General features: G+C 47.1%; 6 protein-coding genes. 4 read left to right on the forward strand and 2 right to left on the reverse strand.

Annotation, left to right across the window (positions count from 1 at the left end):
- Positions 1–82: 82 nt before the first annotated feature.
- Positions 83–1201: a DNA replication/repair protein RecF gene (recF, locus tag FDP09_RS05470; RefSeq protein WP_137401690.1), complete on the forward strand. Its 1119-nt coding sequence runs from the start codon at positions 83–85 to the stop codon at positions 1199–1201.
- Between the two features lie 15 nt (positions 1202–1216).
- Here recF and FDP09_RS05475 read toward each other — a convergent pair whose 3' ends face one another.
- Both FDP09_RS05475 and ytxJ read right to left on the reverse strand, forming a co-directional pair.
- Positions 1217–4093, reverse strand: a complete 2877-nt coding sequence (locus FDP09_RS05475; RefSeq protein ID WP_137401691.1) for an outer membrane beta-barrel protein — start codon at positions 4091–4093, stop codon at positions 1217–1219.
- A gap of 966 nt (positions 4094–5059) precedes the next feature.
- Positions 5060–5395, reverse strand: a complete 336-nt coding sequence (ytxJ, locus tag FDP09_RS05480) for a bacillithiol system redox-active protein YtxJ (protein WP_137401692.1) — start codon at positions 5393–5395, stop codon at positions 5060–5062.
- A 604-nt stretch (positions 5396–5999) separates the two neighbouring features.
- Here ytxJ and FDP09_RS05485 point away from each other — a divergent pair.
- From FDP09_RS05485 to FDP09_RS05495, 3 genes are all read left to right on the forward strand, one after another.
- A complete protein-coding gene (locus FDP09_RS05485; RefSeq protein ID WP_137401693.1) occupies positions 6000–7718 on the forward strand; it encodes a polysaccharide lyase in 1719 nt (572 codons plus the stop codon).
- Between the two features lie 312 nt (positions 7719–8030).
- Positions 8031–8690, forward strand: coding sequence for a DUF3826 domain-containing protein (locus FDP09_RS05490; RefSeq protein WP_137401694.1), 660 nt, complete (start codon positions 8031–8033; stop codon positions 8688–8690).
- 42 nt (positions 8691–8732) lie between these two features.
- A complete protein-coding gene (locus FDP09_RS05495) occupies positions 8733–11858 on the forward strand; it encodes a DUF6298 domain-containing protein (protein ID WP_229683360.1) in 3126 nt (1041 codons plus the stop codon).
- Positions 11859–11875: the final 17 nt, after the last annotated feature.

The raw sequence follows: 11875 nt of genomic DNA on the forward strand, positions 1-11875 counted from the left end.
TTCACACTCCTGAAAAGAAATACTTTCAATAAGCACGCTTCTCCTTACATTTGTACTGTTAAGCAAAATTTAAAAGTCTCCTATGCACTTAAAAAGCCTCCAGTTGATCCAATTCAAAAATTACGAAAAGGCCCTGGTCGGTTTTAGCGCTGAGATAAATTGTTTTTTGGGCATCAATGGAAGTGGAAAGACCAATATGTTGGACGCCATTCATTATCTATCTCTGACCAAAAGTGCTTTTAACCCTGTGGATCTCCAAAATGTGCGGCACGGCCAAGGGTTCTTTTCGATGAAAGGGAACTTTGACAAGGCGGGAAAGTCTGTGGAAATCCAGTGTATTTTAGAAGCCAAAAAGAAAAAGCAGCTGATCAACAACGGGAAGGCTTACGATAAATTAAGTGAGCACATTGGGCTGTTGCCGGTGGTGCTGATTGCTCCGGATGATACCTCACTCATCAAGGAAGGCAGCGAGGAGCGGCGGAAATTCTTTGACAGCCTATTGTCACAACTTGACAAAAATTACCTTGGCAAGTTGGTTCGCTATCAGCATTTTCTTAAACAGCGAAATGCCCTTATCAAGCAGTTTGTGGAGCAGGACAAGCTGGACAAAAGTCTTCTGGAGCCTTATGACTTGGAGCTGATCCAGCTTTCCAAATGGCTCTACCGGGAGCGAGAAGCTTTTATTGATCGCTTTAAGCCCTACCTTCTCCAGCATTATGCGGAGATTTCAGGAAGTCGGGAGGTCGTAGAAATCCGCTACGAAAGCCAATGCCAGAAACCGGATTTTGAGGCTTACTATCATAGCTGTCTCCAGCGGGACCTTATCCTGAAGCGCACCAACGCAGGAATTCACAAAGATGACTTTGTCTTTGAGATCAATGGTTATCCCCTAAAAAAATTTGGATCCCAAGGTCAACAGAAATCCTTTCTGATCGCGTTAAAGCTTGCCCAGTTTCAGGTCTTTAAGGAAGATACCGGCACAAAGCCCCTGCTGCTGTTGGACGACATCTTTGATAAGCTGGATGATTTTCGAATAGGGAAAATGATGGAATTGGTGGCCCATCATGAATTTGGGCAGTTATTTATCACAGACGCCCGACCAGAGCGCACCAAAAAAATCATGCAGGATATCGACGCCGATATCGCCTACTTCCATATTGAGGATGGGGATATCAGGAAAGAGGGAGATTCTCTTACCTGAATCAATCAAAAGTTACTACCAACTTCTTGCTCCCCCTCTTGGTGGACGGAATCCCCTTGGACGATCACCTTCTTCTGGCTTTTTAAATTTGCCGATTATATAGGTAAATGTGATCAACCCGTACCGGGTGAGAACATTGGTGTGGACGTCGGATACTGTCACATCAGAAACGGTCCGGCTTATGCTGTTGTTTTGACCCAGAAGATCGAAGATGCTGAGTTTAAGTTCGCCTTTATTTTCTTTAAGAAAACGATAGCCAGCTTCGACATTCCAGAGCCAAAAGGACTGGTCAAAGCCTTCCGAAAGTCCCGTGTACCAGGTATTGGTCAAGTTTGAATTGACGAATAGTTTTCCATCATTGGGAGAGTAATAAAACTGGAACGAGGAATTCTGGGTGTAGTAGTTGTTTTCGTTGGCTGTTTGCAGACTGCTGTTGACGATATTGTAGGTGCCGGATGCGGACAGTGTAAAATCAACGTTTTTGCTGATATTACTCGTCAGGGAAAGCCTCTGGGTCAGGCCAATATTATCGTTATGGTTTAGTTGGTTATTGATCATCCCAGGCGTTCGGCTAAAGCTGACACTGGTGTTGGTGTTGAAGTTGGACTTTAGTTTTTCCCAAGGGCTTCCATAATTCAGAAAGACCCGGGCATTCCATCTGCCGTGGAGGTTGACGGGCTGAGTGATCTGGCCCCCTTTGCGGAGAAGTACTTCCCCATTGATCAAGGTGTCTTGACTGGTCACATAAGTGTGTGTTCCAATGTAATTATTGGTAAGTGACCCAGTGGCAAAGACAAAAAGGGTCTTGGAGTTTTCCATATCGAATTTGCCAAAGTTGGCAAAGAGGTTATGATTATAGCTCTGGCCCAAAGAAGGATTACCGATGCTGAGCTGTAGGGGGTTACTATTGTCGATGACATTCTGAAGCTGGTTTACACTGGGTTCATCCGTGCTGGTGCGGTAGCGGAAGCGCAAGTTTTTGCCCGTTTCTCGGGAGCGAAAACTGATGCTGGCATTGGGAAGCAGGTTGTTGAAGCTACGGGAATAATTTGCCATAACCGGAAAGACAGCCTCATTGTTCAGTTTGGCATGCTGATAGTCCAGGTTCATGTTGACACTCCATCCGTTGTCACTAAAGCGGTACCCAAGGCCCACTTTCTGGGTAGTGAACTTGTTGTCAAACTCATTGCTGAGCGCAGTGTCCAGCACCATGATATTTTGCTCTCGTGCCAATACATAGGTTTTTTGGTCCGCACTGCTTTTATTATTGCCAATGGAATAATCCAATGACACAATTGATTTTTCGCTCAGGGGCTCGGTATAGGTGATGTTTGCCCGGTAATTAAACCCGTCGGAAAGTGCCGTGGTCTCCTGTAATGTCGTATCGATAGCGCTGTTTACAAAATCTGTATTGGCCGTCAACAGCTCTGTGAGCTGGTCCCTGTCATTTATGCTGGTGAAGATATTGGTGGACAAGGTTCGCCCTTGTTTGTCAAATTTGAAGCGGTAAGTGAAGTTGTTGGAGAAATTGAATCCATTGACATCCCGGTCATTCAACGTTCTGGCGGCACTAAGGGAATCCAAGTTATTGTCCAAGTTGAGCCCGTCCTGGTTGCTTATGCTCAAATTGTCTTGAAAGCTAAAGCTGGGCGCAAGGACAATACTGTTTTTGTCATCTATATCGTATTCCATTCGGGCCCTAAACCGATGATTTTGGTTTTTGGTGTTTTGGAGCAGCTGCTCTTGGTAATATTGGTCAGTATCTTCCGAAACGACAGTTTGGGTATTGGTAAGTTGGTTGAGGTTTGTATTGGCGTTATTGAAAAAATAGCTCCCTGTAAAATTGATCTTTTTCCCCCAGCGGTCACTGTAGTTCAGCCCAATGGAGTTGGTTTTGGCGATGCCGTTATTATTGCCTGTCATGAAGTTTGAATCTTCGCCGCCTCCAGGCCCCCTTCTGCGTCCACGGCCCACTCCTCCGGACACCCCTAAGAGGTCTTCCGAGGAGAAGTTTTGTTGATTGATATTATTGGACAGCCCGATGATCGAGATCCGTTTGTCTCCTTTAAAAAGGTTGATATTGCCGCCACCTGTATATCGGTCGTCGGTACCATAGCCTCCATATACCCTACCAAAATATCCATTGCGCATATCCCCTTTGGTGATGATATTGATGGTTTTGGCATAATTGCCATCGTCTAATCCCGTCAGCCTTGCCTGGTCGGACTTTTGATCGAGGATTTCTACTTGATCGATCATGTTTGCCGGGAGGTTTTTTAGGGCAATATTGGGATCACTGCCAAAAAACTCCCTGCCATCCACCAGCACTTTCTGCACCTCTTCCCCTTGTGCTTGGATGGTGCCATTTTCGATGACGACACCAGGGATTTTCTTTACCAAATCTTCCGCATAGCCATTTTCTTTGGTCTTGAATGCTCCAGCATTGAATACGGCGGTATCTCCTTTCATCTCGCCCACAGGGATCTGCCCCTTTACCAGGACCTCATTGAGTTCATTTTGGTCCTCCATCAGGCGAAGTGTCCCCAGCGAGATGGGGCCGCGCTGGTCAAGGGTTTGGGTAAGTTTGGTATAGCCGATGTACGTAATCTCCAAGACCAATGGAAATACCCTTGGCCTGTTGAGTGAAAAAGCACCCTTTTGGTCCGTCACCGCTGACGACAGTAGGGAGTCTGCTTGGCTCTTTAGGAGAATATTCGCACCGATAAGTGGCTCTTCTGTACCGGCGTCGATGACTGTCCCTGTGATGGTAAGCGACCTTCTACCTGCGGGACCTTGTCCTGCTGGTCTTTCCGTAGGTCGTTGTGCAAATGATGGATAAATCCACGTGGCCAATAAGAGGCTAAAAATGATTTTGGTAACGGTGTCCTTCATGCGTTTAGTTTTTAACGCTTGTTAGACCGCAGAAATGGGAAGATGTTTAAGGGGCTTAAAAAATAAATGGCCATTTATTGCATAAGGCAAATAATGGCCATAAATGGTATATATCGAGGTTGGATCCCAAGCTCTTGGGGTTTTACCTAGAATCAATGCCGTTTAGTTAGTGTGTATCTGGAAAATACGGATCCTATATTTTTTCCTTGGGCTGCATTTCGTCAAACCTGTCTAGCAACGAGATAGACAAGCCTGCCTTTTTGCCCACCCGCTTTTTAACCCGATTTATGCATTAGGAACCGTAGTGAGGACTGAAAGTGCAAGAAAAGCAGTTGGTTTGGCGGTGTGAGCGTAGCACCGCTACGGTTACACCGAAAACTAAAGCAAAGCGGTTGATTTTAAAGCAATTTCAGGTCGCAATAGATTGGCTAATGCATATTTCGGGTTTAATTTCTTAATGCCCAATACCTGCAAGGCGGATCCAATTAATAAGTTTCTTTGGATAAATTAATACCATTATTCCATGCAGTGGCATAAAAGGTTGAGCCAGAATTATGGGCTCTGTTGAGTCCACAAAAGGTGTCGCTTCCTTTTGACGGCCCTTGGTATGCCTGTTTTTCAGTAGGTGGTGGAGGCCGTTAGGAAAGGGAGTTGGCTCGCGTCGTGGAACAGCGAGACCCACTCTCTTTTAGGCCGTAGCCACCGTATGAAAATTAAAATGGGCGACGGATCCCCGTCACAGGGTAAATCCATGTCCTATTTTAAAAGGCATACCACAGGCCTAGATTTTTTTCTTTCTTTTTTCATCAATAGCCTGCCCCGAAGGCTTTCGGGGGAAAAAAGGAAAAGGATAAAATCCACCAAGATGATCAGGTTTCCCCAGCCAAAATCAATCAAAAAAAGGACTTTTAGGTATATGAAAAGGAGGATATATCCTTAACTAAACGGCATTGATTCCGGGTTTAATTACACCTTGTCAATAATGTCCTGATAATTGATGCCCATGTGGCTGGTATCATAAAAAGCCATGCCGTCTTTGAGAAGGATCACTTGGGGGGACTCATGGTCCACAGCAAACTCCTGGGCGATGGCATTGGAAATCTCACGATAGCTCAGCAGGTCCAGTACGTATGGACTGACTTTTTCGAAGTCTCCTTCCTGCCAGTTACGCTGTAGCCGATTCCAAGCCATGCCGCTGATGCTGCAACTGGTGGAGTGCTTGAAGATCAGTACCGGTTGGATTTTGCTTTCTGCTTTGATTTTTTGGATTTGCTCTAGGTGATCAATTGCTTTCCAAGCCATAGTTTCTTTTCGTTTGGTGTGTAACAACCCAAAAGCTGGTTTTGGTTCGAAGATAAGTAAAAAATGGTTATGATGGGGAAGTCTTGAGTAGTGAGTCTTGAGATTTGAGATTGGACAAAATGTACATTGTATTGAGACAATCTTCCCCGCTGCGGCGGGGAGGTTAGGTGGGGTTATTTTGGAGCAAAGAGAAACACAATAGGATTTTAGTAAATGACTAGCGATTACAATAATTGATAATGAAAACTAATATTAATCCGGTCAACACCAATCAGGGAAGTACATTGAGTCTTGGACCTAGGACTGGTAAGCATGGAGTTGCTCACTCCAATAAGCAGTTCCTAATTCCTGTGCTGAGCGTGCTCCCATTTTACCGCCCCAATTTCATGCTCCCAATATCCCTTTCCAAGTAGATAATATCCCTATTCAGGTGCAATGTAAGCTTTTCAGCAGGATAGTTCAGGAAGGTTTGGTTACCTTATTAAGTAACTTTACATCAGCAAATTGGGGAAAACCGAGGCTTTGAATAGGTTTTTTCCTTCTTGTTAGATTAACCGTGGTGGAGTGCTTATGGCAAATACCAAAAACCTAAAATTAACTGAAAATGATATCGATAAAAAAGAAGTCTTTTTGGCAGAAGAGCATATTTATGATGGGCGCTGCTGCCCTAATGAGTGCAGAGGCCTTTGCCCAATATCCGGAAATCCCTCCGGCCTTGCAGGCCAAAACAGATTCTATCATGGCTTTGGAAGAGGCGAGATTGGACAAGGTATGGGATGAAATTTATCCGACCATCCAGCAGGAAGCCACAGAAGGTAGGCCTTATATGCGCTGGGCTTCTTATCCCAAAGATTTTGTCAAGGCCGATATTCCTGCGTTTCCAGGGGCAGAAGGTGGTGGAGCTTTCACGCCGGGAGGACGAGGAGGAAAAGTCTTTGTCGTGACGAGTTTGGCCGATAGCGGCCCCGGCACCCTACGGGAAGCTTGCGAAGCAGGCGGTGCCAGGACCATCGTCTTCAATGTGGCCGGCATTATCCAATTGGAAAAGCCCATCAGCCTACGGGCACCTTATGTCACCATTGCAGGTCAGACTGCCCCGGGAGATGGGATTTGTGTGGCAGGTGAAACCTTTGCTGTGGATACGCACGACGTGATCATCCGGCACATGCGATTCCGAAGAGGCGCTACGGATGTCACGCGCAGGGACGACGCCCTGAGCGGTGATCCTATGGGTAATGTCATCATCGACCATTGCTCGGTGAGCTGGGGATTGGACGAAAATATCTCCCTGTACCGTAACATGTTCAAGGCAAATGAAAATTCCGATCGTGAAAAGTTGCCAGCTGCCAATATTACCATTCAGAATACCATTTCGTCCGAAGGATTGGATACCTATAACCACGCTTTTGGCAGCACCATTGGCGGGCTGAACAGCACTTTTATCAGAAACCTCTGGGCCAATAACATCTCCCGAAACCCTTCCGTGGGCATGTACGGAGACTTTACCTTCGTCAATAATGTACTGTTCAACTGGTGGAACCGGTCCGTGGATGGCGGCGATTACCGTTCCCTGTTCAATATCATCAACAATTATTACAAACCGGGGCCGATGACACCTGAAGGCAAACCCATCAGCTACCGGATCATCAAACCGGAATCCGGTTACTTGGATCCCAAGACTTTTGGTAGAGCATATGTGGAGGGAAATTTCGTAGAAGGCAATCCACAGGTGACCGCAGACAACTGGGACGGTGGTGTGCAGCCCGGTGATCTCAGCCCTTCAGAGAGGGAAGAGCACTTTGCCTATATGCGCCAATCCAAGCCATTCGAAATGGCACCGCTCCACATCATGGCCGCCAAGGAAGCCTATGGCTTTGTGTTGGAAAATGCAGGAGCCATTTTGCCCAAAAGGGATGCGGTGGACCAGCGGATCGTCAAAACCGTGAAAACGGGTAAAATCAATGCGCCGGAAGGAATGGAAATGGAAATCGGTGCTGAATTTATCAATAGGAGACTACCCATAGATTCCTATAAAAAAGGCATCATTGTTCATCCCGACCAAGTTGGAGGTTATCCAGAATACAAGGGGACTCCTTATCAGGAATCCGATGGTGATGGTATCCCAGATGCTTGGGAGGAGAAATACGGCCTCGATCCCAATGATCCTTCTGACGCCAATGCCGACCTCAATGGTGATGGCTATACCAACCTCGAAAAATACCTGAACGGCATCGATCCTACCAAAACGGTAGATTGGACCATCTGGGAGAACAATCATGACACATTATTGGAAAAGGCCAAGAACGGTGGACTTTTACAATAGTAGTTTAGATGAAAGAGGAAAGAACCAAGAAGAAAGAGTTGGGTTGTGCTGGGTCTCTGCCCCAGCACGGGCAAGTTTTGAGTCTCTGACTCAATTAAGCTGTTCCAGATTTGTAACCTTACCAGTTATTACCATATTTAATAATGAAAACTAATTCATCCGGTCAACACTAATCAGAGAAGTACAGAAAGAGATTCCTCTCCTTTTAGGGGAGGTTAGGAGGGGTTTTATCTTACACTGTTCGGGATTTGTAATCCCGAACAAACACTACTGAGGATTTAAAATCCCCTTCAAACAAAAAATCAAATTAACATGAAAACGAACATAACATCATTTCTTTTTGCCGCCATGATGATCATGGCAATGTCATCGGCAGTACAGGCCCAGGACTTTGATCCTGAATACGTAAAAGTAACCAATGAAAGGGCCCGTAAGATCGTGGACAATATGGATATTACCGATGCCGGAAAAGCCGATAGGGTGACCGATTATATTGCGAAGCAGTACCGAAATCTCAGCCTGATCCATGATGAGCGCGACACGCAGATCGATGCGGCCAAGGAAATGTATGAAGGCAAGAAGCAGGAAAAGAAAATCAAAAAAGCCGAAAAGAAGGCCAATAAGGCCATGGGCAAATTGCACAAAAAATACTTGGGGCAGCTTTCCTCTGAACTGACCGATAAGCAGGTGGAACAGGTAAAGGATGGCATGACCTATAATGTGGCTCCCAACACGTTCAAGGTCTATCAGGAGATGATCCCCGACCTTAACGAAGCACAGCAGGACAAAATCTGGGATTGGCTGGTGGAGGCCCGGGAGCATGCCATGGACGCAGGATCTTCCCACGCCAAGCATGCTTGGTTTGGAAAGTACAAAGGTAAAATCAACAATTACCTGTCTGACTTAGGCTATGATTTGAAACAAGCCGAAAAGGAGATGTTTGAGCGCAAAAAAGCAGCCAGCAATCAATAGGTGAAAATTACAGTGAAGCAGTTTAATAGTAAAAATAAAAGGTTGATAGGAATTCAAAATTCTGGAAGAAGGTTCTTCCAGAATTTTGTGGTACTTGGCCTGTTGGTCCTTTGGCCGTGTTTGGTCATGGCACGGCAGGATCAGAACCCCATTAGCCGCCAAGATGACCGTCTTCATTATAAAAAAGATGAAAGAGGAAACAGGATAGTTGATTTTTCTTACTGTGGCTTTCGGGCCAGTGAGGAAGGTATTCCCAGTATTCCTGCAAAGGTGGTGTTAAGCCCATCAGAGGGGGACATGACGCAACGTATCCAATCCGCACTGGACTATACTGGGCAGTTGCCTGCTGATAAGAATGGCTTTCGGGGAGCCGTGTTGCTGGAGCCGGGGACATATCAGGTGGGCGGGCAGTTGGTGTTTCGCCATTCAGGCGTGATCCTAAGGGGAAGCGGACAGGGAAAGACCACAGTGGTCGGCGCGGGCAAGACCCGAGAAACACTCATCAGGGTACTGGGAAAGGATGATCGCAGATTTGGTGATACCCTAAACATCACCAATGACTATGTTCCTGTCAATGCACAGGAAGTTAGGTTAGATGGTGAGATCGCCACTGGCCAAACGGTCTTGGTGGTGCGCCCATCGACCCAAGCGTGGATCGATACGCTTCAAATGGTGGATTTTGGCGGTGAAACCGGCTGGATCGGCTGGAAACCCGGCGGACATAACCAATATTGGGACAGGACAATAGCGAAAACCTCAGAAGGAATATTGTCCTTCGAAGTTCCTTTGACAACTGCCATTGACCAAAAATATGGTGGAGGATATGTGGTGACCTATCAGTGGCCAGGGAGAATAGAAAATGTGGGGATAGAAAACCTGACCATGCGATCTACCTATGATCAGGCAAACCCAAAGGATGAGGATCACCGGTGGTCGGCAATCTCGATGGAGAATGTTCAGGATGCTTGGGTGCGTCAAGTAGATTTCCGCCATTTTGCGGGATCTGCCGTGGCCATAAACCAAACCGGAAGGAGGATCACCGTGGAGGATTGCCGCTCGTTGGCTCCTGTGTCAGAAATAGGCGGTGAGCGCCGCAACACCTTTTTTACCGAAGGACAGCAGACCCTTTTCCAACGCTGCTATTCCGAATTTGGCTACCATGATTTCAGCACCGGTCTGGCTACTGCAGGCCCCAATGCATTTGTGCAATGCAAAGCGTACTTGCCCCACAGTTTCAGCGGTGCCCAGCAGGGATGGGCCTCTGGAGTGCTGTTTGACATCGTGCGAATCGATGGTCATGCATTGGTTTTTGCGAACCGTATGCAAGAAGGCCGTGGTGCTGGATGGACTGCGGCCAACAGTGTCTTCTGGCAATGTGATGCGGCGGAAATCAGAAACTACAGTCCTCCTACCGCCCAAAACTGGGCCTTTGGTGCTTGGGCGCAATTTGAGGGTAATGGGCAGTGGGTCGAGACCAATAATCATGTCAATCCCCGCAGCCTTTACTATGCCCAGTTGGAAGACCGCTTGGGGGATTTGCCCATGGATCCTTTTCTTATGCCAGTGGGCTCCGAACCAAGCAGCAGTCCAACGGTGGAACAAGCTGAAGAAATGACCATTTTGGCTAGGGAACCTTTATTGACCATGGAGGAGTGGATTCGACAAGCAGCGGAGAGAAACCCCATAGATACCAAGGCTTCGCAGGCTAAGGCCTTTTCCGATTTAAAAATTGATATAGAAAAAGCCGAAAAAACTACCGCTCCCCCTGTGGTGATCGAGAGTGGGAGGCTCACCTGGAATGGTCAGCTCCTCACCGGCCAGACCCAAACTGTCCAATGGTGGAGGGGAAGCCTGCGTCCACGGGATGTAGAGCGGGCACGCCCGCATGTAACACGGTTTGTACCGGGAAGGTACGGAACGGGTTATACAGACTTGATCCCTGAAGTAGTGGCCACCATGAAAGCGGAAGGCAGTGTAGCCCTGGATCACAATTATGGGCTGTGGTATGAGCGAAGAAGAGATGACCATGAGCGGGTCAGGAGACTTGATCCCGATGTATGGCCGCCGTTTTATGAGCAACCTTTTGCCCGTAGTGGACAAGGAGAAGCTTGGGACAGGCTAAGCAAATACGATCTGACCAAATTCAACCATTTCTACTGGAGCAGGCTGGATCAATTTGCCGATCTGGCGGAACAGGAAGGTATCCTGCTGATGCACCAAAATTACTTCCAGCACAACATCCTAGAAGCAGGGGCCCATTGGGCGGATTCTCCTTGGCGAGCTGCCAACAACATCAATGATACTGGCTTCCCGGAGCCACCACCTTATGCAGGTGACAAACGGATCTTTATGGATGAATATTTCTATGATGTCGATCATCCGCAACGAAGGAATCTGCATCGGAAATTTATCCGGCAGTGTTTAGGGAATTTTGCAGATAATAGCAATGTGTTGCAGTTTACCAGTGCCGAATACACGGGGCCACTGCACTTTACGCAATTCTGGTTTGATGTGATCGGGGAATGGGAAGCGGAGACCGCAAACGATGCCCTGATCGCACTGAGTGCCACGAAAGATGTGCAGGATTCCATTTTGGCCGATCCGGTAAGGAGCAAGTTGGTGGATGTAATCGACATTCGCTATTGGCATCCTGCCGAGGAGGGCGATTATACACCGCAGGGAGGAAAACACATGGCACCTCGCCAGCACGCAAGAAAAATGAAGCAAGGCAAAGAGTCTCCAGAGGCCATTTACGAAGGTATCAGAAGGTACCGTAAAAAATTCCCCGAGAAAGCCGTCATTTATTCTACGCCAGCCGGTAGCCGGATGGGCTGGGCAGTGCTATTTGCGGGAGGTTCCTTGCCCAATTTACCCGAAGTGGATGAGCCGGCTTGGAAAGAAAGTTTGGCCACCATGAAACCAGTGGAAGAGGGCAGTGGGAATTGGTCGATGAAGAATGAAAAAGGAGATGTGTTGATCTATTGGTCATTAATGGATAAGGCCGGAAATACGGATTTTTCTGATCAAATTCCGGAAGATGGAGAATTGCTGGTCATCCACTCCGGAAGTGGGGAAATAATCAAAAGAGGGGTAAGCCCTAAAGAAATGAATACTGGTCTGTCGTTAGAAGTCGAAGGTCCCGTTGTCCTGTGGATTAAGGGGAAATAAAGGAGGCATTTGTTGTC

It is taken from the genome of Echinicola rosea (assembly GCF_005281475.1).
GTDB lineage: Bacteria > Bacteroidota > Bacteroidia > Cytophagales > Cyclobacteriaceae > Echinicola > Echinicola rosea.

Coding starts and splice junctions, on each gene's coding strand:
- FDP09_RS05475 (WP_137401691.1), bottom strand. CDS start 4,093: ATGAAGGACACCGTTACCAAAATCATTTTTAGCCTCTTATTGGCCACG.
- ytxJ (WP_137401692.1), bottom strand. CDS start 5,395: ATGGCTTGGAAAGCAATTGATCACCTAGAGCAAATCCAAAAAATCAAA.
- recF (WP_137401690.1), top strand. CDS start 83: ATGCACTTAAAAAGCCTCCAGTTGATCCAATTCAAAAATTACGAAAAG.
- FDP09_RS05490 (WP_137401694.1), top strand. CDS start 8,031: ATGAAAACGAACATAACATCATTTCTTTTTGCCGCCATGATGATCATG.
- FDP09_RS05485 (WP_137401693.1), top strand. CDS start 6,000: ATGATATCGATAAAAAAGAAGTCTTTTTGGCAGAAGAGCATATTTATG.